Source organism: Vibrio sp. vnigr-6D03 (assembly GCF_002835515.1).
GTDB lineage: Bacteria > Pseudomonadota > Gammaproteobacteria > Enterobacterales > Vibrionaceae > Vibrio > Vibrio penaeicida.
Map to the genome: position 1 here is coordinate 112,825 of NZ_PIZL01000021.1, position 25,717 is coordinate 138,541.

The following is a 25,717-nucleotide window of genomic DNA, read 5'->3' on the forward strand; positions in this document are numbered from 1 at the left end:
GAGGGCGTTTAGGGTTTAGGTTTAAATGAACAGCAACCCGTAATTAAAATAGCGAATAGTGTAAGTCGGTTATTGACCGGAGTAACGAAAAGCCTCACGTGTGAGTGTATTCAGCTCCACATCACTCATGCCACTGTGAGCCACAGTAATACGCCCGAGATAGATATGCGGGACTTCTGCTGCGCGTTTTTCAACATAAAATTTGATTGCTTCAGCCGTTGCTACGCCCAAGTCATCACTCATACGCATGGGCGTGGCATCCAATTCATCGCGCTTTATTTTCTCGATCTCCTTGGCCGTTCCACCCCAACCAGTCACGAAAATATCTTCGTGCTTATTTGCCTCAATTAATGCGTCTACAGCGCCCATTGTCATTGCAGTATTGGCATTGTGAAGCATAGAAACTTCTGGAAAATTATCTAACACTAAACGAACGCCATCAGCTCCCCCGAGCTTCTGATACTGTCCGAAATGTTCGTAAAGGCTAAGCCAATCGCCTTTCTCTTCTACACAGTCAATAAAACCTTGTGAACGTTGAGTATCGGTGATTCCGGGAATACCACGGTTAGCGGCAAATTCCACTCCCTTTCCTAACTCCTTGATTACGTAGTCACAAAGTACTTCTGCACCCATTTCACTAGAAAAGTCAAACCAAGCATCTGGCTGATGACTCCACTCGGGATTGGGCGTATGGAACGCCCAAATAAAGGTTTGGAAATCTCTAGATGCAGATAATTTTTGAATATTTCCGGCTTGTATACCAAGCTCAGATGGTCCGAAAATGACAAAATCGTATGGAATGTCTGAATTGAGAACCGTTTCAGTATATTGTGTCTGCAACGAGTGCTCTATCTGCTTTGAGGCAAACTCATCGATTTCAAAAGGGAGGTTTAGTGCTTCCAAACGTTTTGTCATTGCTATGAAGTTACGTACCCAAAAATCAGAGATATCGGCGCTTGGATAAATAATTGCAATGCGAACGGGCTTGTTAAGTTTTTTAGTTAGCGGTTCAGGGTTGGCGCTTACCGTAACTTGAAAACTGTCTAGTTTGTTTGCATCTACTTGATGTGTATAGGAGTTCTCGCCCTTGTTGTCCTTGGTTAAGCCTTCCATTGGCGTCGTAGCTAGAGCTATGAATATTGCAGCAAGAAAATATTTATAAATCTGGTCACCCATCACTGTTACCAATTGTTTAATTATGTATTAACATTATTGTTAATCTATACAAAAATGCTTACAAAAAAATAATTAAATATACAAATATATGAAGAAAATCATACGCTGGTCCGTTTCTTGGTTCATAGTTGCTTATAGCTCATACAGTATAGCCAATACTTTTGATGGGGATTTTCTCGCTTACGCGCGTGAAAAAGTTGCAAAAGCAGTGGCGAGTGACCTGAATTGGGATGGCCCTACAGATGGACCGAAAATGGTCCACGAGAAGAACATCATCTTTATTGCTTCCGATCTAAGAAATGGAGGCGTTTATGGCGTGGCAAGGGGTATGTCACAAGCCATTTCCAACTTAGATTGGCATCTCCGCTTCATCGATGGATTGGGATCTGAAGTGAGGCAGGGAGCAGCATTGCGAAAAGCCATTGGGTTTGAACCGGATGCTATCGTTCTTGGAGGAATAGATGCGCAACGTCACCGAGAAACCCTGAAGCTTGCTGAAAGCCTAGGCATTGTGGTAATTGGTTGGCATGCAACCGAGCAGGCTGGTGGAAATGAAGAGCTTGGGTTGTACATGAACATCACGACCGACCCGATCGATGTGGCTGAAGTGGCGGCGCTACTGGCAATTGTGAATTCTAACGGCAATGTTAATGCTGTGGTATTCACGGACCCTAACTACGAGATTGCCACCATAAAAGCCAACGTGATGGCAGATACCATCAAGCGCTGTCAAACTTGTAATCTATTGGAAGTACAACCGCTGCCGTTGGATAAAATAGCCGAGGAGATGCCAGAAACCTTCGAGTACCTTTGGGATAAACATGAAGAACAGATTACTCACATTTTGGCTATTAATGACTTATACATCGACTACGCAATCCCATCACTAGAGTCCAATATAGAGAAAGGGAAGCCCGTTTCAGACAATATTTCTGCGGGTGATGGAAGTAAAGCGGCGTATAAGCGCATAGACCAAGATTATTTCCAGTTAGCCACCGTTCCTGAGCCTCTTTACCTGCAAGGTTGGCAGACAGTCGATGAGCTAAACCGAGCTTTTCATGGTATGCCACCAAGTGGGTATTCGGCACCTGTACACTTAGTGACACCGGAAAACGTAGCGGAACTTATCAATCAGGAAGATACGGGTATTTATGACCCCCAAAATGGTTACCGTGACGCCTACCTAAAAATATGGAAGGGTCGATGAAATTAAATCAAGCCAGTATTACTCAGCGCATTATATTCTCCAATCTATTACTATTGGCCATTCTTAGTATCGCCTTGTTCACCGTTATTCGTTCGTTATATTACGTTGAATCCACACTAAAAACGGAAGCCTCCGAACACGTTTCTGTGCTGACTGTGAACTCGGAAATCAGCCGCCGAGTTTTCGCCCTGACTTCAAGAGTGAAATTGCTAGAGCAAACGTTTCTGTTCAGTGAAACTACGTTGTCCGAGGAAGCATTCAATATCGATCTTCAATTGCAGCGTTTGAGAGATCTATCGACTAACCGAGATTTCTCGAAAAAAATGGACTCATTTATCGATAACTTTCACCGTTTTTTGGGGAGTTCACTGGCGCTGAATCGAATCCTGAAACAGACCCAAGAAATTGACGACTCTTTAGCCGAACAGCTTGATCAACTTGAATTAGTTGTTGCCGACAGCAAACTCACTCACATTCGCGAGCCAAACTATATTCGTTACAACAATGAACTCGATTTGGTGAACATGCTGCGCGAAGTGTTTCTCACCGTTGGTAAAATGGTTGGTAGCATTCACAGCCGTATCACACCAGAAACAGAGAAAGTGCTAATAATCGAGATTCAAAAAGAACTCGATATCTTTTTACTGCATTTGGAAAACGTCGACATCGACACCAATGAAGTAAAAGCGCAAAAAAAACGAATGAAGCGCACGGTAAGACGTTACAACGCAGCATTGCGGCGCATTAGCGCGAATTTAGAACAACGTTGGGTGGTCATGCAAGCGTTGGTGAGCGCGCAAAATGAATTGCTTGATATGGTGGAAAGAACAGAAGCGCGCGTTCAAAAGCAAGCTCTGCAACTTACCCAGCAGCTAGAGCAAGAAATTAGCCAATCCAGATTTAATGCCATCATCATCAGTATTCTTGCGTTTCTTACCTCCTTGCTACTGATCAGCCAAGTTGTGAAACGACACATTCGAAAACCGCTTGATGACTTAAAAGAAGGGTTTGAAGGTCTTGAGTCTCAAGGCGCAAATAAACCGATCAACCTAGGAAGAACAGATGAATGGAGCCACATAGAGAACGCGTTTAACAAGATGGCTGTTCGTCTGTCTCAAGCGTATTCTGATTTGAATGAAGAGAAGAAAAATTTCGACTTCTTGGCTCATCACGATCCCCTTACCGGTTTGGCAAACAGGCTACTGGCGACCAAAAGGTTGGATGAGGAAATTGCTAAAGCGACCGAAGAAGAAACATCATTTCTACTGCTTTACTTAGATGTTGATGAATTTAAAACGATCAATGACTCATTAGGTCACGCTTCGGGTGATAACTTGTTGGCGAGCATTGCTGAAATTCTCGACCAGTTGATTTCGGAAATTGGATTTGTCGCTCGAATGGGAGGGGATGAATTCATGGTGGTTCTGACCAAAGTAGACAGTTTATCGAGTGGTGAAGTCCTGGCCGATCGCATCAACAAAGCATTAAGAAAACCCTATTACATCCAAGATAAAACGGTGTTTGTTTCGGCCAGTATTGGGGTTTGTCAGTTCCCTAACCATGGTGCCGATGGTGAAACACTCATTCGAAATGCAGACACGGCTATGTACCACGCCAAACGAAACGGTCGGGATCAGTACCGAGTATATGCGGATAAGATGACCTTAGAAGTGACCGACTTGATTGAAACCAACGTTGGTTTACACCAAGCGATTAAGAATGATGAATTAGTTGTTTATTTCCAACCTAAGATTGACTTACATTCTCAAAAAGTCATCGGAGCGGAAGCCTTGGTGCGCTGGCAACATCCAAGGCTGGGATTACTTCTGCCTATCGATTTCCTCGAAGTGGCAGAGAAAACGGACCTGATTATTGATATCGACAAGTGGGTATTCAGGGAAGTAGCCAGTTTGATATCTGAATGGCAAAACGAAGGAACGAATTTAGACGGCATCATATTCTCGGTAAACTTCTCAGCGAGAATGTTCTACATGACGGACTTAGCCGAACAGTTACAAAGTATTCTCGACGAAACGGACTGCAAGCCGCATCAATTGCTGCTTGAAATAACAGAACGAGACATGATGCGTGATTTTGAAACCTGCGTACGCACCATTGAAACGTTGAGAGCGCGAGGTTATAAGATTGCCATCGACGATTTTGGAACAGGGTATTCCTCACTCTCTGTTCTCAAAAACCTATCTGCAGACTGCATTAAGCTCGACAGAGGCTTTATTCAAGATGTGAATTCATCCAAGCTCGATTATGAGATCACCAGTGCTGTCCTCAAAATGGCTCAGGTTCTGGATTTAGCGGTGATAGCGGAAGGGGTAGAAACCAAAAGCCATGTCGATACGCTGTTGCAAATCGGTTGCCGCTGCGCTCAAGGTTTTTACTTTGCCAAACCATTACCTGTTGATGATTGGCTAGGTTATCTGACCGATGATCAGAAAAAGCAGCGACAAGGTTAACTTATACCAATCGTAGTAAGTAATTACTCATTCTAGCTTGTTAAAACACTCGATAACTGCGTTAAAAAATTTGATTGTAGAATAACTACTTATCGAAATTTCTTGCCTTGTTCTCAAGCGTTTTTCCTTCGCTATTTATGAACACTTACTGACTGTGATTGGTATTAAACCACCCAGTTCAACGAAGGAGACCGCAAGGTCTCTTTTCTTTAATTTAAAGCTCTTTTTGTATAAGACAAGTAGAATATCAATAAATATCGAACAAACTCTAACCATACGTAAAGTAAACGTGATCTGAAGTGTGGAGTATTGCGAAAGTTATCATTACAATCGCTCGAACAGCGCACCTGAGTGCGTAATAAGAACAAACCTTATCGACAAAGGCAAAAGTCCAATAACCCCGGCCCTGACCGTCCATGCCATATAAAGTTGGTAAGCAGAAGTAATGAACAACGAATACAAGCAAGGAAGGACACATGGCTAGGTCTAACTTCGAATTCCTGAAAGGCGTAAATGATTTCTTGTACGCTATTGCTCGCGCAGCAGAAAAAAACTATCCGGATGACCCAAACACCACGCTTGCCAAATTGCGAATTTTTGGCGAATCAACTGCAAAACACCTAGCAAAATTGCTAGACATCCCAATTCCTGATAACCAATACGATCTCTTGCGTGAATTGGGCAAAATCCCTTTTGTCGATGACGGCATTCTTAACGTATTCCATAAGCTACGTAAAATAGGTAATCAGGCAGTACACGAGTACCACGATGATTTGCAAGATGCCGAAATGTGCCTGCGATTCGCGTTCCGTATCGCGGTGTGGTATTACCGATTAGTCACCAAACAATACGATTTCCCTGCACCAGAATTTGTTCTGCCAACCTCCGAAAATAATGAGGAGTTTGAACAGGAAATCGCCTCACTGAAACAGGAGCTGGCTCTTGCGCTCCAAAGTGAAAAACAAGCGAAAGAGCAATCCAAAGCTGAGTACGAAGCTCAGCAGGCAAAGTTAATCGCATTGAGTGGTTATATTTCGGTATTGGAGAGTAAGCAGCAAGAAACGGAAGTTCAGTATCAAGCCCGTATTCATGCCCTTGAAGCCAAGCTTAAAGAACAAGAAGTAGAGCTGTCGAAGAAGACAGAAGCAGAACGTAAAGCGTATAAGAAACAAATCATCGATGAGGCGAAATTACGCCCTCTAGACCTAAGCGAAGAGGAAACCCGTTATCTCATCGATACCCAGCTGCGTAAAGCTGGCTGGGATGCGGATACAAAAAAATTGAAATTCGCCAACGGCACTCGTCCTCAAGTTGGGCGCAATATGGCCATTGCTGAGTGGCCAACAGGCAAAGATGAAACCGGAAGAACAGGCTTTGCCGACTACGTACTGTTTGTTGGTTTAAAACCGGTAGGCGTTATTGAAGCGAAGAAAAGCAACGAAGACGTATCCGCCAAGCTGAACGAGGCATACCGCTACAGCAAGTACTTTGATAATGATTTCTTGCGTGATCAATTGCAACAAGCTGCCAATGATGACAAAGAGCAAAAAGCCGTAGCAGATGCGTTTCCATCTTATTTACCCACGTGGGCAGACTCCAGTGGCAGTGAACGTTTTAAGATCCCATTCTGTTTTTCTGCCAATGGGCGAGGCTATAGAGCCGCCCAGAAAAACAAAAGCGGGATCTGGTTTCGAGATGTACGCCACCCAACCAATATGCCCAAAGCACTGCCAGAGTGGCACCGGCCGGAAGAGCTCATCGCCAAGCTAGACAGCGACGACCAGCTCAACAACAAGTGGTTTAGTAAAAACGCAGACATGAGCGATTTGGGCTTGTGGTATTACCAAGAAGAAGCCGTTCAAGCCGTAGAAAAAGCCATCATCAATGGTGAACAAGACATCTTGCTCGCCATGGCAACGGGTACAGGTAAAACTCGAACCGCCATTGCCATCATGTATCGATTGATCCAGTCGCAGCGCTTTAAACGCATTTTATTCCTCGTTGATAGAACATCACTGGGTAAACAGGCATTAGATTCGTTTGAAGATACCAGCATCAAAGGCGACACCTTTAATACGATTTTTAACATCCAAGGACTTACGGAACGTTTTCCTGAAGATAGCACAAAAATTCACGTAGCAACGGTTCAGTCGCTAGTAAATCGCACGCTTAAAAGTGATGAAGTGATGCCCATTGGGCGTTACGACTGCATTATTGTGGATGAAGCACACCGGGGCTATATTCTTGATAAAGAACAAACCGAAGGTGAAGAAAAGTTCAGAAGCCAACTAGACTTCATTTCAGCGTATCGCAGAATCATCGACCATTTCGATGCCGTAAAAATCGGTCTTACCGCCACTACGGCAGTGCACACCCTTGATATTTTTGGTGGTGTGAAGAAAGCTCCGGTTTACCGTTACGGTTATCGAAAAGCGGTGGTGGACGGTTACCTATGTGATCAGGACCCATCCATTCGCATCATCACCAAGTTAAGCGAAGGCGGTGTGTATTATTCGCAAGGCACAGAGGTGCAACGTTTGTCTAACCAAGGTGAACTCATCAGCGACACCCTAGAAGACGAACAAGGTTTTGAAGTGGCCGACTTCAACCGCGCATTGATTGCCTCTAACTTTAACAAAGTGGTATGCGAAGAGCTGGTGAATCACATAGATCCAACCAGCCCGCAGAAAACATTGGTATTCTGTGTAAACAACACACACGCCGATACCGTCGTTGAAGAGCTACGAACCGCCTTTAAAGCCAAGTACCCTCAGCTAGAGCACGATGCGATCATCAAAATCACCGGTGATTCAGACAAAGACGCAACCAAAGTCCAATCGATGATCACTCGTTTCAAAAAAGAGCGCTTGCCAAACATCGTCGTCACCGTTGATCTGCTCACTACGGGTATTGATGTCCCAAGCATTTGTAACCTCGTGTTTATGCGCAAAGTGCGCAGCCGTATTTTGTATGAGCAAATGAAAGGACGGGCAACTCGCTTGTGTCCAGCCGTGGGGAAAACCGCGTTTAAGATCTTCGACGTCGTGGATTTGTATTCCACACTGCAAAGTGTCGATACCATGCGCCCTGTTGTGGTTCGCCCTAAAGTGGAGCTGCAAACCTTAGTGAACGAAATCACGGATTCTGAAACGTACAAAGTGAAGGAAGCAGATGGCCGAAGCTTTGCGGAACATAGCCACGAGCAATTGATCGCCAAGCTTCAACGGATTGCCAAACATGCAGAATTCAACCGTTACAAATCAAAAAACATCGACAGCCAAATCAAACGCCTGGATGAACTTTGCTTAAGTTCAGCAGGGTGTAATTTCGGTAATCTTGCCAATACACTCAAGCAGAAAGGCCCCAAATGGTCGGCAGAAGTGTTTAACAAGGTGGCCAGCATGGTCGGGCGGTTAGAGCAGCTCAAACAAGAAATAAACGACTTGCGAGACATGCCGATTTTCACCGACGTAGACGACGAAGTTTTGCGCGTTGAAACCGTGTATGGCGAGCATGAAACCGCGCAAGACTTCTTAGAAGCCTTTGACGCGCTGGTGGATCGTTCCATTAACCAGCAAGAAGCGTTAAACGTGATCGTCAACCGCCCAAGGGATTTAACTCGAAAAGGCTTGTTAGAACTGCAAGAGTGGTTCGATGCGCAAAACTTTAACGAGCCAACCCTCAAAAAAGCGTGGAAAGAGACCAAAAACCAAGATATTGCCGCTCGCCTTGTCGGTCACATTCGCCGAGCCGCCATTGGAGATGCGCTATTGCCATTTGAAGAAAGGGTCGATCTCGCGCTGACCAAAATCAAAGCGCAAAACGCGTGGAGCGCCGAGCAGCTAAACTGGCTTGATCGCCTTGCTTCATCCATAAAAGAAAAAGTGGTGCTCGACGATGACACCTTTAAAACGGGGAATTACAAACGCAAAGGGGGGAAACGCAAGCTAGAGCGCGTCTTTAATGACGAATTAGACAGCGTTCTCACCCAATTTAAAGAATATATGTGGGATGCGCCCGCCTAACTCAGTAGAATCGAACCCGATTTAACGTAGCCAAATAAAAAGCAAGTGCTGGGCGTTGTTCAAATCAGAACCTGAGAACGTACATCGCCGCACTTGCCTATAACAAACAAGAGAACAAACATGAACAATAATGATCTGGTCGGCAAACTGTGGAAGCTGTGTGACAACCTGCGCGATGGCGGCGTCTCTTACCAAAACTACGTCAACGAGCTGGCGTCTCTGCTGTTTCTGAAAATGTGTGAAGAGACAGGCCAAGAAGATGAATTGCTGCCAGAGGGTTACCACTGGGCCGATCTAAAAGCCAAACTAGGCCAAGAACAGCACCAGTTCTACCGAAATATGCTGGTGCAGTTGGGTGCCGACGACCACGCCATTGTTCGTGCCATTTTCCAAAACGTAAACACCACCATTACCCAGCCTGCGCAGCTCACAGAGCTGGTGAACAACATGGACAACCTGGAATGGTTTGACGAATCCGATTCTGGGCAAGGGCAAGGCAAAAGCCGCGACGACTTTGGTGACATGTACGAAGGGCTGCTGCAAAAAAACGCCAACGAAACCAAGTCTGGCGCGGGGCAATACTTCACCCCCCGTGCGCTCATCAGCACCATTGTTAAGCTAATGCAGCCGCAGCCCCGTGAAATCATTCAGGATCCGGCAGCAGGCACCGCCGGCTTTTTAATAGAAGCAGACAAGTACATAAAAGCCCACACCAACGATTTAGAAACCCTGAGCGGCGACGACCAAGACTTTCAAATGAAACAAGCCTTTGTTGGGCTGGAACTGGTGCCAGAAACCCGCCGTTTAGCCCTGATGAACTGCCTGCTGCACGATATTGAAGGCGATAAAAACGAAGGGGCGATCCGCTTAGGCAACACGCTTGGTAGCGCAGGGGAAAACTTGCCAAAAGCCGATGTAATCCTAACCAACCCGCCATTTGGCAGTGCAGCCAGCACCAACATTACCCGCACCTTTGTACACCCAACGGGTAACAAACAGCTCTGTTTTATGCAGCATATCTACGATGCGCTCGAACCAGGTGGCCGTGCCGCGGTAGTCATTCCAGATAACGTGTTATTTGAAGGCGGTAAAGGTACGGAAATTCGCCGTGACTTAATGGACAAGTGTAACCTGCATACCATCTTACGTTTGCCAACCGGCATCTTCTACGCACAGGGCGTGAAGACCAACGTACTCTTCTTCCAAAAAGGCACGCCAGAAAACAAGCACCAAGATAAAGGCTGTACTAAAGGGACATGGGTATTCGATATGCGTACCAATATGAACACCTTTGGTAAACGTCGCCCACTCACTGCCAAGCACTTTGAAGCCTTTATTACCGCTTACGGTGCAGACAAAAACGGTCAATCACCTCGTGAGGAAGGTGTTTACGAAACCCTAGGAGCTATTTACCCAGAAGGTGATGATAGTGTTGAGAACGTCAGCGAGCAAGCGCATGTAGAAAGCAACGCTCGTTTCCGCAAATTCAGCCGTGACTACATTCGTGACCAAAAAGGTGACAGCCTAGATATCTCTTGGCTAAAAGACCTAGAAGCCACCAGCGCAGAAAACCTGCCAGAGCCAGAAATGCTCGCCGGGGAAGCGATGGCAGAGCTAACCGAAGCTATGTCTGAAATTTACCAGCTGATGCAAGCACTTGGCGCGAACGATGTAGCAGAAGGGCAAAAACAACTTGTGGCAGAAGCCTTTGGCTTGGCAGAAAAGCCGGAGGCAGAGTGATGAGTGGTATGCCGAAGGGTTGGGTTAGTGCCAAGCTGGGGGACTATATTCACCTAAAAAATGGTTTTGCCTTTAAGAGTAAAGACTATAGCGAGCCATCCAATATGACGGTTCCTGTTATTCGAATCTCCGATATTAATGGCACGGTTGCCTCTGATGAAAAAGCAAATCATGTTCCAATTGAGCTTGCAGTATCAGAATTTGAAATTGCCAAAGGAGACCTCTTAGTTGCAATGTCGGGTGCAACAACAGGTAAGATAGGCGTTTATTGGGGAAGTACACCCGCATATCAGAATCAACGAGTCGGTAATTTAAAACTTAATGCACCTGAATTAAGTGATCTTGGGTTTCGTAATCATTTAATTAAGTATCTTTCGCCGACAATACTTGAGATCGCATACGGTGGAGCTCAGCCAAATATTTCTGCTTCGGGAATCGAAAGTATTGGTGTGAGTTTTCCACCACTAGCCGAACAAAAACGCATCGTTGAAAAACTCGATGAGGTATTGGCACAGGTCGACACCATTAAAGCCCGCCTAGATGGCATCCCAGATTTGCTAAAACGCTTCCGCCAATCGGTACTCGCTTCTGCGGTGTCGGGTAAGTTGACGGAAGAGTGGCGTGGGGAGAATACTTTCGACGTTAAACCTCTCATTTCGACAATCGAAATATCTCGTAAGGTTGAATGGGAGAAAGAGAATAAGCGACTGAATAAAAAGAGAAAATACAAACCTGCAATTGAAGTCGAAAATCAGTTAGATTTTTCTTTGCCTCTTAATTGGGCGTGGGCTTCGGTTGAGGCACTGTCATCTAAAGTATCTGATGGAGTTCATAAAAAACCTCAATATGTAGACGAGGGAATCCCATTTGTTACAGTAAAGAACCTAACCAAAGGAAATGGTATCTCTTTTGATGACCTAAATTATGTAACTTATGACGATCACGTTGATTTTACTAAGCGTACTAATCCTGAAAGAGGGGATATCTTAATTTCTAAAGATGGAACTCTTGGAGTCGTACGTCAAATTAGAACAGATATTGAATTCAGTATTTTTGTGTCTGTAGCGCTCGTCAAACCTGTCTCAAAAGATATGAGCGATTATTTGGAGTACGCATTTATGTCTCCAATTCTACAGCAGCAGATGGTTGGCGTAGGAACTGGCTTATTACATATTCATTTGACTGATTTAAGGAAGGATTTAGTACCAGTTCCTCCTATCGAAGAACAAAAAGAAATCGTTCGCCTAGTCGATCAATACTTCGCTCTCGCAGACACCATCGAAGCACAAGTGAAAAAGGCGCAGGCGAGGGTAGATAACTTAACCCAAAGCATTCTGGCAAAAGCCTTCCGAGGTGAATTGGTGGCGCAAGACCCAAGTGATGAACCCGCCGACAAACTGCTAGAGCGCATCGCCGAAGCTCGTAAAGAAGCGGAAGCCCTCGTCAAAGCAGCTAAAAAAGCTGAGGCGGCAAAGAAAAGAGCCGCGAAGAAGGCATTAAACGCATAATTCTAATCAACCCCGTTGAGCGCAAGGTCAACGGGGTTTTTATTACAACGAATGGCTAGAAATGAATAACCAAACAACTTTCGAAGAAAGAGACATCTATGAGCAATTTGCGGATGTAGATAAATTGTCTCGTATGATGAAAAACTGGGAACCAGAAGTTCTGGATTCATTTTGTAAAATTTTGAACTTGGCTCATCAAGCAGGGTTAGATATTTACACAACCAATACTAAAGACAGCATGATTCGTATTGGAAGAAAAGAGAGGCATGAAACCGCACACTCTGTTTTTGCCACCTTTTCCCCGATGCAAAATGAGTTGAAATACAAGCGTAGATTTGGATTAGAAGGCGCCGATGATACGGAGGTTTGCCAAACGAATGAACGGTTATTCGAACGCTTACAGCAGTCAAATTTGTTATCGGAGTTCAGTAAGAAGTATTCAATTGAACGCTCTCCTTACAAGCCGAAAGATTATCTAAATAAAGAAATGCTTTCAGATAGTCCCGATCACTCATCGAGTGAGTACGTAGCCCCTCTAAACCAAATCCTTTACGGTCCGCCCGGCACAGGCAAAACCTATCACACTATTGAAGCGGCAGTAAAAGCCGCTGAGCCGGGCTCTTTTTGGGAAACTCGGAGTGAGTTAAAAGCCATATACGATGATCTGGTAAAAGCCAAACGCATCCGGTTTGTTACCTTCCACCAAAGCTATGGCTATGAAGAGTTTGTTGAGGGTCTGAGCGCAACTACCACAGACAACGACCAAGTCAAATACACCATTAAAAAGGGCGTATTCAAAGCCATAGCGGATGACGCCAGAGAAAACCTGAAAAATAGCCAGAAAGATCAGCAAGCACTGAATGAGGAAAAAAAATTCGAACATGGTTTAGAGGCGTTGAAACTCTCTGCTTTTTATGACTCGGCTGGAATTTCCCTAACCGAAGCGGTATCGATCATTGATGTTACAGAGGAAGGTTTTCGTTACAGCGGCAGTAACTGGAAGGCTTCTCAGATCATGAAGTTTTCGGATTTAAAAAACCTCTATTTGGCTGGTGTAAACAACCGGCAGGAAGTGAAACAAAATTCAACGGTATCGGGTTTAGCAAGAGAACATGCAACCTACTATTTTAAGGCACTCCAACAACTTAAAAGCTGTATGCCTAGTGAGATCGCAGACTCAGAACCATGCCAAAAGAAGAACTACGTATTGGTTATTGATGAAATCAACAGAGGCAATATCTCTAAGATTTTTGGCGAGTTAATTACCCTTATCGAACCAAGTAAACGAATGCCGGCAGAAAGAAAACCGACTGACGAATGCTTAGAAATTAGTCTGCCGCACAGTAAACCTCTGTTTTCAGTACCTGATAACTTGTACCTAATCGGCACCATGAACACTGCCGACCGTTCATTAGCCATGATGGACACGGCACTGCGCCGCCGTTTTGATTTTGTCGAGATGATGCCTAAGCCCGAGCTTCTGAAAGGCGCTGTGGTCAATGGTATCGACCTTGAGCGACTGCTTAAGGTACTCAACGAACGTATCGAGATTTTGTACGACCGAGAGCACACCCTTGGTCACGCCTTTTTTATGCCTGTTAAAAACAAGCTGGAAGATGAAAAGCAAAAACACTTGGCGTTTTCTGAGTTGGTTTCAGTATTTCAAAACAAAATCATTCCGCTTCTGGAAGAATACTTCTTTGAAGACTGGGAAAAAATTCGCTTAGTACTTGCCGATAACCAAAAGCCTGAGCACTTGCAATTTGTGACCAAAACATCACTTGAGCAAACAGCGTTAAAGCAGCTATTTGGCGACAACCATGGGCTCAATTCCTTTGGGGAAACGTATCAGCAATATTCACTTAAAGAGAATGGTGCAGACGTGTGGCAAAACGCTAAGGCATTCATCGGAATCTATGAGCCTGGCAGCGTGAAAGAGGCTAAGCGTTCAGATGCGGCAAACACACAGTCAGAAGAAACAAAATCGGAATCCGAACCGAGCGAGTCGTAAATGACCACGCCTATTGTTTATGAGTTCGGTTATTTGAGCTGTGAGGAAGAGGTGGCAAAGGCCAATGGCTATACGCTGATTTCACTGGCTGCCTTTCAATACCTAGAGCAATTGTGTTTAAACAAACATGCTGGCAAAGTGGGGCGTTTTTTAAAGCTGTTTACCCGATATGGGAACAAAGTACTGCAAGTGCAAAACTATGTGGGTGTGATTTTTACGCCCATTGGTGAACACATTGAAGTGTTGCCCAAGTTAGCCAAAAAAAGCGACCAGTCTAAATCTGCAAACGTAGAGGCGAGAAAAAAGCTGCTTATGATGCTTCGGCATCTTCGCGAGTTTCGTTATATCGAAACCCATTCAGCGAGTATCGAGACGGAAAAAATGCCCTTGCTTGAGGTGTTTATTCAGCAGTTTTTACACAGTGTAAACCAGTTAGTAAAACGTGGGTTGCGCAGTGATTACGTGCAATGTGAAGACAACCTTACTTTTTTAAAAGGCAAATTATCGGTGCCCAAGCAACTTCGGCACAATTTGGTGAATAAGCATAAGTTTTATGTCGAGTACGATGAATTTCTTCAAAACCGACCTGCCAACCGGCTGATTCGGGCAGCGCTGAAAAAGGTAGGCTCTTACACTCACCTCAACGCGAATCAACGGTGGATACGTGAGTTAGATTTTGCTTTTAATGACGTCCCAATAAGTCAAGACGTCAAAAATGACTTCGCTCAGGTGAAACTGAACCGAGGAATGAAACACTATGAACGGTCTTTAGCTTGGGCAAAATTGATCCTTGAAGGTTTTACCCCAGTAAGCATGAAAGGTGAAGCCGAAGCACCATCTCTTTTGTTTCCTATGGAATCGGTGTTTGAAAGCTATGTGGCGTCGATACTTAAATCGCAGCTTAGTGAGGGTGTTGAGCTTACGACACAAGCCTCGTCCAAGCATTTAGTGATGCACGATGGTCAAAGTCAGTTTGGGCTTAAGCCCGACTTACTGGTTACCATGTCGAAAGGCTCCCCAATTGTGCTGGATACCAAATGGAAGTTAGTAGACGTTACAGCGAATAACTTTGGGTTATCTCAAGCAGATTTCTATCAAATGTTTGCTTACGGGCATAAATATTTGAATGGAAAAGGAGAGCTTTTCTTGATCTACCCTGCTCACGATGACTTTAAGGAGCCAATTCAGCACAGTTTTGATTTCAGCGACTCTTTAAAACTGTGGGTTGTTCCATTTGAACTCCAATCTGATGGGAAAAGCCAGCTAAAATTGAAAGGGCTAGAAAGCTCATCATGCATTCATTCCGTTTTCCAATAATGGTTTAGCCAAAATACCTTTTAAAATCAGTATCCGCCTTATTGCTATTGGGTGGATACTGAGTCTTGAGAGTAACGCTTCAACCAATCCAACCCTTCGTAGGTATTGGTTTTGGGGCGATATTCGCAGCCTATCCAACCGTGGTAGCCAACCTCGTCTAATACATCTAGCAGGTAAGGCAAATTAAGCTCGCCTAAGTTGGGTTCGTTGCGGTCGGGCACTGAGGCGATTTGGACGTGTCCAATATGACGTGCGCATTTACGAAGTAGGGTGGTGATGTCGCCATCCATGATTTGAGCGTGGTAAATATCGAACTGCAGCTTAACGTTTTGGTGGTCGATTTGGTTGATGAGTTCAACGGCTTCTTTTTGGTGTGAAATTAGATAACCAGGCATATCGCGGCTGTTCAAAGGCTCAATCATAACGTCAATGCCGTATGGCGAAAAAGCGTCGGCAGCGTATCGCAAATTCTTGATGAAAGTGGCGATGTGTTGTTGGCGAGAAAAACACGATTCAACAATGCCTGCCATAACATGTACTTTCTTACATCGAAGCTCCAAAGCGTACTTCAGAGCCAGTTCAACACTGTTTCGAAACTCTTGTTCGCGATCCGGCAGAGCGGCTAATCCTCTTTCTCCGTGTGACCAGTTTCCAGGCGGCAGGTTGAATAAAGCTAACTCAAGTTGGTGCTTTTCAAGCTTTTCTGCGATGTCTTGTGGTGGGTAAGCATACGGGAATAAACACTCCACAGCACGAAATCCAGACGCTTGAGCTTGTGCAAATCGGTTGAGAAAGGGTTCTTCTGTAAAGAGTAGGGTTAAATTTGCGGCAAACTTAGGCACCTTTCTTTTTTCTGTCATACCGTTATCTCCTATCAATCCTTGAATGGAATACTGTGGCACGTCTTATCCTAACAGGGATTGAGATGAGATGGATACACATATCCCCGAACATCTTGAGGCGCCTTTAGTATAGAAATAGAAAACAGCGGTATAGAAATAAAAAACAACGGTATTGAAATGAAAAACAGAGGATAGAAACGAAAAACAGCAGACCGAAGCCTGCTGTTTTGAATTGACTCGCCTAAGGCTGCTTAGTCTTGAGCAGCGTTGTCTTGCACTTTGTATACTTTACCTGCTTGTAAGCGCTCTAGGTAATCCGCTAGGTCGCGTTTCACTTCAGGAACCAGAATGTATAGACCAACAATGTTCACCAATGCCATTGCAAAGATCATCGCATCAGAGAAGTCGATAACAGGACCTAGGTTCATTGCTGAGCCAATGACAACGAAGGTACAGAAAATAAACTTAAAGATAAGTTCTGCTGTTTTGCTTTCACCAAATAGGTAAGTCCATGCTTTCAAGCCGTAGTAAGACCAAGAAATCATAGTTGAGAACGCGAACAGAACAACGGCAATGGCAAGAATGTACGGGAACCAACCAATGGCACTACCAAAGGCAGCAGAAGTCAGCTCAACGCCCGCTAAACCAGTATCTGTGTCTAGGTAACCCGTGATAATGATAACCAACGCCGTCATTGTACAAATCACTACGGTATCGATGAACGGTTCTAGAAGCGATACAAAACCTTCAGACATAGGTTCTTTCGTTTTAACTGCTGCGTGAGCAATAGCGGCAGAACCCACACCGGCTTCGTTCGAGAACGCCGCACGTTTGAAGCCCTGAATTAGAACGCCAATAACACCACCAGTCACGCCTTCGCCAGTAAATGCACCATTGAAGATTGCACCAAATGCATCGTCGATACGGTCGAAGTTAAGTAGGATGATGATAAGTGCTGCACCAACGTAGATAGCCGCCATGAACGGAACTACTTTCTCGGTCACTTTAGCGATGGATTTGATACCACCGATGATCACGATACCTACGATGACTGCCAGAATAAGACCAAATAACCAGCCTTTATCTGCTAGGAATGAAGCGTCGCCGCCTGTTACGCCAACAACTTGTTTAAATGCTTGGTTCGCTTGGAACATGTTACCGCCGCCCAGCGCACCACCGATCGCAAAGATTGAGAACAATACTGCCAGCGTGCGACCAAGAGCCGCATTACCGCGTTTTGTTAGACCTTTGCTGAGGTAATACATCGGACCACCAGAAACCGACCCATCTGGGTTGGTGTTTCTGTATTTCACACCCAAAGAACATTCTACAAACTTACTCGACATACCAAGTAAGCCAGCAAGAATCATCCAGAAGGTTGCACCTGCACCACCAATAGAGACAGCAACGGCAACACCCGCGATGTTACCCAAGCCAACTGTTCCAGAAAGCGCAGTGGTTAATGCCTGAAAGTGGGAAACCTCACCTTCCTCTTTGGCTTTTGGATCGGAGAACTTGCCCGAAACCAATTGCAACGCGTGTTTGAATCCACGGACGTTGATGAAACCAAGGTAGACGGTAAAAAAGATCGCTGCAACAACTAACCAAAGAACAATCCACGGCACCTGTACGTCAGTAAAAGGGAAAGGAATGCTCGAAAAGATCATTCCTACAAAAGGGTTAACGATCGGCGCGACGATTTCATTGATTTTGTCATCAAGGTTTGAGGCGGCAGCATTGCATGCTGTGGTACTTGCCAATAAGGCAAGTGGAATTCGTTTGTCCATAAGTTTCCTTCCTGTCAAAAAGACTTATTGAGATTTAGAGTTTTTATATGTTGTGTTTTTTATGTTGTGTTTTTATAGGCGTAGTCAGGAGCGTATTATTCACCCCTATAACATGTTCGCAACATGTCTGTCGGAAAGTATGAGCTGTCAAACACTTCTGCTATTTACTGGAAGGTGTCATTTAAAAACGCTTTTTTGCTGCATAATTCTGCTTTTGTAGGGATTTAAACAGTATGGTGCTGGATATATGGTGGATTGTTTTTTAATTTCGCGGCGTTTAAAAATCTATATAACTTTTTGATTGTCGCAGTTAGTACTCCACTCCTGTTTTTGTGTGATTGAATTTTGTTCGTAACTTATTTATTTATAAGCATTTAAATCAATATGGCTTGTTTGAAAATAAATCAGCCAGGCTCGAGTTTCTGGCTGATTTTCATGTTGGTTTTTGTTGCATATATGAATTGAGTGAATCACCCACAACAACTGCAATTGCGTTTGTACTTACTCATTTTGCCAATACCTGGATTGAACGTATTGGTGGGATCCAATGAGTGGTAAAAGGCTTGGAGTTGTTGCTCAGCTTCATATAAATGCCCAACATTGTGTTCGGCAGGGTATTTCGCCCCTTTTTTGGTCAGAAGCTCTAACATTTTGGCTTTGATTTTCTTTGTGTCTGCCCCTTTCTTGAAGACGTAATCTTGGTGGAATACATGACACATGAAATGACCGTAATAGAGCGCTATAACCATATCTTTGGTGATTTCTTCAGGCAGTTGCTCAACCCAATCAATATCGTTGCGGCGCAATGCAATATCCAAGGCCAAGATGTCTTCTACTTCTTTAGAATGGATGGTTTCATATCGAATGGCAGCGCCTGCTGCTGCAAACCGGTTTAACAGAGCTTTTTTGCCTTCATCCGGAGTACATTCAAAGTGCTCACACTCTTCTTGTTTCGACCAAACGTTCTCAAGATACTGTTTGGCTTCTTCAATGCCGCCATCACTCATTTTTAAAATCAAATGATGCTCATACTTATCCCTAAATTGGAGCATGCGCTTAGGGAGGTGTTGTGGGAATAATTTGGTTGCCCAATACATCAAAATATCGGGCAAATCTTTTGAAACAAAAGGAATGCGTTTTAATGTTGCTTCGACTTTCGCTTTCAAAGCAAAAAATTTGGGTAACTTGTCTGTTCCTAAGTGATGGATTGAAAGGAACACATCTTTGCCATACGTTTCGGATAGGTTAAAGATATCGCGGTGCATGTATTCGCCCATTTCCGGTAGATGTTTAAAATTGCTTAGCATCTCTCGGCGCAACATAGTGAGCTTGGCAGGATCGTTACAACCGATGTAAAAAATTTGCTCTTTTTCAGGTACGGGGTAGCTGTCTACACGCACGGCAAATACTGCCAGTTTGCCCGCACAACCACTCGCTTCGTATAGGCGACGAGAATCTGCGTTAAAGCGAGAAGGGGTTTCTGCGTCTACATCTCGTACTCGCTCGTCGTATTCTCTGTCTGATGCCATTGCATCATTATGGGTAATCTTGCTTGGGTCAAAGTTGCCTTGTTCGACATTAGTCAGGATTTCCTCTGGCGTATCACCAAGCCCCTCTATACCCAAGTGATTGACCAGTACGAGTTCACCGTCTTTGGTTACTTGCCCAAACAAAGAAAGCTCAGTGTACGCAGGACCTCGCTTGACGAGTGCACCCCCCGAATTATTCGCAATACCACCGACCACTGTCGCACCAATAGAGGAGGAACCAATCACAGAGTGGGGGGCTCGGTTAACCGTTTTCAATGTTTTGTCCAACTGATGCAAACTAACACCGGGTAAGCTCACGACTTGCTTGCCATTGTCTATTAAGTGCAAAGCGTTCATGCGCATGATATTGATGATCACCACTTCCCGATCGTAGTCTTCACCGCTGGGGGCTGAACCTTCAGTAAGACCAGTCTTCGCAGCTTGCATAATGACGATACAGTTCGCTGCTACTGCCGCTTTTAACAAACGCCATTGCTCTACTAGCGTACCCGGAAAAAGCACCGCTAGCGCTTTGCCTTTACCAGAGCGAAAACCAGAGCGGTAATACTCCGTTTTCTTTTCCTGAGTTAAAACGTGTTCGTGCCCGACAATTTCGGTGAATGTGTTAATTAGCTCTTGGGTACTCATAGCGTCCTTGTGATCGGCTTGTTAATCATTGTTATGCACTCATCTTAAATTCGAATCCCAATACGAACCAGAAGCGAGCTTCGCATAATTTCCAAAAATGCGATTTAAATGTGCATGTTAAAACTTCGGATGCATTTTAAATCAATAGGTTAATGATTTTTTATTATTGCATTATTGGAATAAATAACATTGTATTTTTCCATAAATGACATAATCAAGAGAGATTGAATGTTAGATTTTATGTGAAGAGAAAGTGATCTTGAGCATGGTTTTTAGAGTTGGTGGGGAAGAGCAGCTGTTGGCTAAGCGCGTGTTATCTGGTGAAGCGATGGAAATGTATAGAGCTCGAACTAAATTTAACCACAAAAGGTCATTACATCCATACAGGAGCATTCAAAAGTATAATTAAAAGTGGTTGTGCCCTTGTTAATTATTACTTCTCCCCAATGTATGAAATAGGTGAAAAATTGTTCACCTATAACTGGAGGGCATTCTCATGCTCCTAAGTAACCAGTCTTCAGAAAACCCCAACCCTTGGGGAGGAGGAAAACAAGCCCCTCCTAATTTGGGTGAATTTTTCTCTTCTATTATTCATTTTTTTAAAAAAAACCTACCAGGAGGAAAGCCTTCAAGCTTTTTTACTCCTCTTATTATCTTCCTCTTAGCTCCTCTTTTATGGACAGCTTTCTATACCGTGCCGAGTGATTCTGTTGCTGTGATACAGCGGTTTGGCAAATATGTACACAATGTTCCAGCCGGGCTTCATCTTAAGATGCCACTTGGAATTGATACAGTGAAAATAGTGCCCGTAAAACGGCAGCTTAAACAAGAGTTTGGGTTTACAACACCGGGTGCAAATGACCCGAATCAAAGTCCACGAGCCAATTCTGGGCGGCAAGAAACGCAAATGGTCACTGGCGATTTAAATGCAGCCCTCGTCGAGTGGGTGGTGCAATATCGAATCTCAGATCCCATTAATTTTCTGTTTGAAGTACGAGAGCCTAGTGAAACACTCCGGTATGTCTCGGAGTCTGTCATGCGTGAAGTGGTAGGAGACCGAACTGTGGATGAGGTGATCACGATTGGTCGACAAGAAATTGAGTCGGAAGCCCTCGCTAAAATGCAAGCGTTAACGACCAAATATACTTTAGGGATCAGTATTGATCAGGTGCAGTTAAAAAACATCAACCCGCCGAAGCCTGTTCAAAGTTCGTTTAATGAAGTTAATCAGGCTCAACAGGAAAAAGAAAAGCTCATTAATGAAGCACGTCGAGACTACAACAAAGTCATCCCTTTGGCTTTAGGAGAAAAAGATCAGCGGATCAGAGAGGCTGATGGCTATCGCTTAAAACGGATTAATGAAGCGGAAGGCGATACGGCTCGGTTCAATGCATTATTGTCCGAATACACTAAAGCGCCGGAGGTGACTAAGAGGCGAATCTATCTTGAAACAATGCAGGCTGTATTACCTAATATTCGTTCCAAAATTATCATCGATGAGCAAGCACATAATATTCTACCTTTGCTCAACCTCAACGGAACACAAGGAGAAGCCCAATGAAACGGGTCAAAGTAGGAGTCGCAATAGCATTACTCTTAGGGGGTTCTTTAAGCTTGTACAACGCACTCTACACCGTTAGCGAGGTACAGCAGGTCATTATTACTCAATTTGGAAAGCCAGTTGGAGAGCCCGTTGTAGATGCAGGTTTGAATATAAAAATACCGTATGTTCAGGAGATTAACACGATCGATAAACGAGTATTGGAATGGGATGGTAACCCTTCCGATATGCCAACAAAAGACAAGCTGTATATTTCTGTTGATTTGTTTGCTCGGTGGCGAATTATCGACCCACTCCAGTATTTTTTACGCCTGAAAGATGAGCGCAGCGCACAATCTCGACTTGACGATATTTTGGGGAGTGAGACTCGTAACGCTGTGGCGAAGCACAAGCTGATCGAAATTATTCGTACCAATAAAAATCGAGATCCACTAAGAGATACTTTATTAAGTGATGAGGAAGCAGAATTGAAGATTGGGGCACTTGTCCCTATTCAAAAAGGACGCCAATTCGTGGAGCAAGAAATATTTTCAGCAGCGTCAGAAAAAATAAAAATTTTTGGCATTGAGTTGCTCGATATTCGATTTAAACGCATTAACTACAATGAAAGTGTTCGCCCTAAAATTTACGAGCGGATGATTAGCGAACGTCGCCAAATTGCAGAGCGTTTTCTATCTGAGGGGAATGGTGAGGCGGCAAGAATTCGAGGTGATCGAGTTAGAGATTTAAATAAAATCCAATCTGAAGCATATCGTGAAGTAGAGGAAATTCGCGGTGAAGCTGATGCAAAAGCAGCCGAAATTTATGCCCTAGCTTACAACCAAACCCCTGAGGCTGTGCATCTTTATGAGTTTACACGTACGATGCAATCTTATTCGACTATCATTCAAGAAAATACAACGCTTGTGTTGTCTACTGACAGTGATTTGTTCAAGTTCATTAATGGTATAGAAGGAAAGCGGAAATATATCGCGGGACAACAAAAAATAGACGATGAGTAAAAAGACACCAACTAGGAGCTATTGAGCTTTTAAGGAGTTTTTGCTGTGATTTACGGGTTCTTTATGTCAAACAGAGTTTAATCGTTCAGAGTTTGTTCGTGTCGTCGCTCTGTATCAGTAAACGATTGATATCGTATTGAGCCCGAAAATTTAGCCAAGCAAGACCACAGGTTCTCACATTGATTTATTGTCTAGCGTTAATTAAGGCATTTTTCTTCAGATATGATATGGATTTGCGTTTCCATCTTTGTAGAGTCAAATGTACTGATTCGATAAGACACCCCGCGGTTCATTAGGTCTCTTGTTTCAAGGCTACCACAGAAGTGTAGAGCAACACGTTTGATTAAATTATCCATATCTAGAATACCTTCCTTATTAAAATAGAGAGTGACGTATTGACCGTCTGATTGAGCTTTAACTAATGTTAATGGTCCAACTTTTAGTGGTAACTGGCTTGAAATAATCGTTGCTCTATAGTCTGATAAAGCACTCACTGACATATGGCTTGATAAGCAGCCACTAAGCAAAACGATGAAGAATAGTACGTATGTATTTCGTTGTTGGTTCAGGGTCATTATCCCCTCTTTGATTTCGAAAAGAGTAAGGTTGGTAGAAAACTTTGTGGACCGAGCTAGAAGACATGGACGACAAGAGCGCACTGTAATCGACGCTAAATTGAACTTTGTCTCCCACAGCTAGAGAACTTCCTGAAGTTTCAATAATTAAGTGGTCGCTGCTGGATGAAATAATTCTTATATTGTTGGGAGCATTTAGTCCGGCGACACAGACGTCTTGACGACCTAATGCGAGAATGGCTTGAGACACCGCCCCCCTGTCTTGAATACTTTCTTTTTCGCCAAAAGCGTTTGAACCACGACTTCCCCATGGTAAAGAAGGCTTGATCTTGGATTCGATTACTTCGGCGGTCAATGTAATTGCGTCTGTATGTAACCCTTGGACTTGTTCTTGCTCCATAGGAACGCAACCTAAGAAAATAGCTTCCCCTATACGAAGGTTATTAACTCGAGATTGACCTGCATGATCTAAAACCCAATTGATTGAAGCGGAATTTCCACCTGAAATAATATCAAGACAGATCCCGAACTTGTCTTCAACATCATTTGCAAGATCCGAGAGAAGTGCCATTTTTTCATCATCGGGTGCGATGCCATAACGGCACGCTAGATTGGTTCCAATTCCTTTTATTATGATATTGGGTAAGGAAATAATCTTTCGGATAAAGCCAATGAGGCGATTAGGTATAACGCCTTCTCTCAGATCCCCAAGCTCGACCATAATAATCACACCGTGTTTAGTGTTTAGCTGCTTTGCTGCGCGTGAAAGTCTCTGAATAACTTCTACTTCAGTATTAAGGCTGATGTCACAATACTTAACAACACGTGCGACTTGGCTAAGCATTGGAGTACGTATCAACATCGTTGGCACCGTAATTCCAGATTGCGTCATTCTTTGTATATTTGCGATTCTAGAATCTGCGAGCATACCTGCACCAGCATCAATCAGGACTTGGGCAATGATAGGGTGGCCTAAACACACTTTCGTTACTGGTGTGACAGAAACATTTCTTAAAGAGAGCTGTTTAATAAGAAACTGAGCATTGTGGCGAATTTTACAACAGTTGATGTCTAGCCTTGGATAATTCACCTCTTTTCTTCTATTTTGCTTGTCAGAAGAGGATAGGCTGACAGCACTATTTGCAAAAGTTGTTCTTTGGGTTGCAGTAAAGGAGCAGTGACGGGTAAACCAAACTCAGCGGAATAGGCACTAATTGTAGTAAGAGCCTCATCTAAAGGCATTCCTTCGTGATTCAGCGCTAATCCTATAACCGAGGTGTCTGAAAATGTTTCAATAAGATTGATTTCAGAAGCAATGGAAGGCATTGGCATATTAGCAAAGTCAACACGATATAGACGTTTAGGGGCATGTTGTAAAATAACGCCTGTTGGACAGGCGCCCCGCAATATAAAGGAACTAGTAGAAAATGCAGGATGGCTCAATGCACCTTGCCCTTCAATTATGATGAGATCGGGCTTTTCTAGTTCGTATGCTTTAACAATAGCGGCTTCTAATTCGCCAGCACAAAATTGAGAAGGCACGGCATCTAGTGCAACGCAGTAAGGAGCACCTTGCATGATACCGGTTTGACCGGTTGCAATCATGACAACGTTAAGCCCTTTTTTTCTCAACCCATTTGTGAGCATTGTAGCTGTTGTTCGTTTTCCTATTGCACAATCGGTTCCCATAACAGCAATTCTTGGGCACTTAACATCGTGTATTTCGCCACTAAATGTTCGTAATTCCTCTTTATTTTTGGGTTTTCGAATATCTAGGATATGAACGTTGTTCTTTATACTGGCTTCAAGAAAAATAGGGTCATCACTGAGGAATTCATGCAAGCCATTAACGATGCTCATGTTTAGTGACATCGCGTTTAGAATAATTGCCTTCTCTGAATCAGAGAGCAAACCACTTGATGGTGCGATTCCGAAAATAAAGTAGTCAGGAGTTGTTTTCGCGTGAAGCAAGGCATCTTCGATGTTTGCAACAATAGGAATGGCGTTTGCTTCCCCATCAAGAATCACACCAGAATCTAACCCAGCATTTTCGCTATCTAAAACCGATAAGATTCGGTAGTTGTTGGAGTGTCTTACCAACCCATTAGCCGTCTTTCCATCTATCTTTCCGAAGTTACCTTCACAATAAATGATAGCGGTAGGTAATACTGGGCTGACATCATGACAAAGTGGAGTCCATGGTTCGGGAGGTTTTTTTTCGAGAGGCATTGAAGCAGTTTGTACATCTGTCTCATTTAAGCCAGAACTGGTTAAGTGAAAAATGTTTCTTAATTTCTTAGTTGGAATTGACATAATTAG

The 25,717-nt window shown here is 43.9% G+C and carries 16 protein-coding genes; 9 read left to right on the plus strand and 7 right to left on the minus strand.

From position 1 onward, the window contains the following. Positions 1–69: 69 nt before the first annotated feature. Complete coding sequence (locus tag CW749_RS18395; protein WP_237322495.1) at positions 70–1,113, minus strand: substrate-binding domain-containing protein; 1,044 nt, start codon at positions 1,111–1,113, stop codon at positions 70–72. 151 nt (positions 1,114–1,264) lie between these two features. Here CW749_RS18395 and CW749_RS18400 point away from each other — a divergent pair, with 151 nt between their 5' ends. From CW749_RS18400 to CW749_RS18430, 7 genes are all read left to right on the plus strand, one after another. Further along, on the plus strand, positions 1,265–2,383 hold the full coding sequence (locus tag CW749_RS18400) for a substrate-binding domain-containing protein (RefSeq protein ID WP_101113737.1): 1,119 nt from the start codon (positions 1,265–1,267) through the stop codon (positions 2,381–2,383). Beyond that, on the plus strand, positions 2,380–4,854 hold the full coding sequence (locus CW749_RS18405; protein WP_101113738.1) for an EAL domain-containing protein: 2,475 nt from the start codon (positions 2,380–2,382) through the stop codon (positions 4,852–4,854). Before CW749_RS18400 ends, CW749_RS18405 begins: the two co-directional genes overlap by 4 nt. 476 nt (positions 4,855–5,330) lie before the next feature. Then, positions 5,331–8,879 (plus strand): type I restriction-modification system endonuclease, encoded by a 3,549-nt coding sequence (hsdR, locus tag CW749_RS18410; RefSeq protein WP_101113739.1) that lies wholly within the window; start codon positions 5,331–5,333, stop codon positions 8,877–8,879. Positions 8,880–8,999: 120 nt separating this feature from the next. Beyond that, positions 9,000–10,619, plus strand: a complete 1,620-nt coding sequence (locus CW749_RS18415; RefSeq protein ID WP_101113740.1) for an N-6 DNA methylase — start codon at positions 9,000–9,002, stop codon at positions 10,617–10,619. Further along, a complete protein-coding gene (locus CW749_RS18420; protein ID WP_145997864.1) occupies positions 10,619–12,127 on the plus strand; it encodes a restriction endonuclease subunit S in 1,509 nt (502 codons plus the stop codon). The genes CW749_RS18415 and CW749_RS18420 overlap by 1 nt, the downstream gene beginning before the upstream one ends. Before the next feature lie 61 nt (positions 12,128–12,188). Continuing rightward, a complete protein-coding gene (locus CW749_RS18425) occupies positions 12,189–14,138 on the plus strand; it encodes an AAA family ATPase (RefSeq protein ID WP_101113741.1) in 1,950 nt (649 codons plus the stop codon). Continuing rightward, the gene (locus tag CW749_RS18430; protein WP_101113742.1) at positions 14,139–15,455 is read left to right on the plus strand and encodes an McrC family protein; all 1,317 of its coding nucleotides are present in this window, start codon (positions 14,139–14,141) and stop codon (positions 15,453–15,455) included. A gap of 44 nt (positions 15,456–15,499) precedes the next feature. Here the strand turns inward: CW749_RS18430 and otnI are convergent, their stop codons facing one another. The 3 genes from otnI to dld all read right to left on the minus strand — a co-directional run bounded on the left by otnI (position 15,500) and on the right by dld (position 20,261). Next, positions 15,500–16,297: a 2-oxo-tetronate isomerase gene (otnI, locus tag CW749_RS18435; protein ID WP_101113763.1), complete on the minus strand. Its 798-nt coding sequence runs from the start codon at positions 16,295–16,297 to the stop codon at positions 15,500–15,502. Between the two features lie 251 nt (positions 16,298–16,548). After that, entirely contained in the window at positions 16,549–18,084 is a 1,536-nt protein-coding gene (locus CW749_RS18440; protein ID WP_101113743.1) for an alanine/glycine:cation symporter family protein, read from the minus strand. Positions 18,085–18,554: 470 nt separating this feature from the next. Continuing rightward, positions 18,555–20,261 (minus strand): D-lactate dehydrogenase, encoded by a 1,707-nt coding sequence (gene dld, locus CW749_RS18445; protein WP_101113744.1) that lies wholly within the window; start codon positions 20,259–20,261, stop codon positions 18,555–18,557. 496 nt (positions 20,262–20,757) lie between these two features. Here dld and hflK point away from each other — a divergent pair, with 496 nt between their 5' ends. Together hflK and hflC are read left to right on the plus strand one after the other, a co-directional pair. Further along, entirely contained in the window at positions 20,758–21,822 is a 1,065-nt protein-coding gene (gene hflK, locus CW749_RS18450) for an FtsH protease activity modulator HflK (protein ID WP_101113745.1), read from the plus strand. Continuing rightward, positions 21,819–22,823, plus strand: a complete 1,005-nt coding sequence (hflC, locus tag CW749_RS18455) for a protease modulator HflC (protein WP_101113746.1) — start codon at positions 21,819–21,821, stop codon at positions 22,821–22,823. Before hflK ends, hflC begins: the two co-directional genes overlap by 4 nt. Positions 22,824–23,020: 197 nt before the next feature. Here the strand turns inward: hflC and gspS2 are convergent, their stop codons facing one another. From gspS2 to CW749_RS18470, 3 genes are read right to left on the minus strand one after another with little or no spacing between them, the layout of a single operon-like run. Beyond that, a complete protein-coding gene (gene gspS2 / locus CW749_RS18460; protein ID WP_237322489.1) occupies positions 23,021–23,398 on the minus strand; it encodes a type II secretion system pilot lipoprotein GspS-beta in 378 nt (125 codons plus the stop codon). After that, positions 23,343–24,488 (minus strand): alanine/ornithine racemase family PLP-dependent enzyme, encoded by a 1,146-nt coding sequence (locus tag CW749_RS18465; protein ID WP_101113747.1) that lies wholly within the window; start codon positions 24,486–24,488, stop codon positions 23,343–23,345. Before CW749_RS18465 ends, gspS2 begins: the two co-directional genes overlap by 56 nt. After that, entirely contained in the window at positions 24,485–25,711 is a 1,227-nt protein-coding gene (locus CW749_RS18470) for a DUF1611 domain-containing protein (protein WP_101113748.1), read from the minus strand. The genes CW749_RS18465 and CW749_RS18470 overlap by 4 nt, the downstream gene beginning before the upstream one ends. Positions 25,712–25,717 lie beyond the last annotated feature (6 nt).